This window comes from Mesorhizobium tamadayense, from assembly GCF_003863365.1.
Taxonomy (GTDB): domain Bacteria; phylum Pseudomonadota; class Alphaproteobacteria; order Rhizobiales; family Rhizobiaceae; genus Mesorhizobium; species Mesorhizobium tamadayense.
This window is the reverse complement of record NZ_RQXT01000287.1, coordinates 1-280: the sequence shown is the minus strand read 5'-3', so window position 1 is coordinate 280 and position 280 is coordinate 1. Positions and strand designations below refer to the sequence as shown.

Below are 280 nucleotides of genomic sequence, written 5' to 3'. Positions count from 1 at the left end.
CATCTATCGGCAAAGTGGCCTGCGTCGTTCAATCCGAAAGCGCCCAGGCCGCTTAGGATCGGCATCCATCATGACATTCGCGTGCTGGACATCGAACTGTCAGATGATGAATTGAGGAGAGCCCTGCGCGCCTATACCAGCATGCCCAGGTACTTGGCGAGACTGAATGCTGGCACTGTGCGGGTCGATCTTGATGGCGAGCCGGCCGGCGAGGTATCGGATGCGGAGGCGGCGAGCGCCAAGGCTTTGCTGTGCGCCCGCAAGAACAAGGAAGAGACCA

General features: G+C 59.6%; 1 protein-coding gene. It reads left to right on the top strand.

The annotated features are described in order from the left end of the window. A partial coding sequence (locus EH240_RS37680; protein WP_206075417.1) for a ProQ/FINO family protein occupies nucleotides 1–280 on the top strand: 280 nt, incomplete at both ends.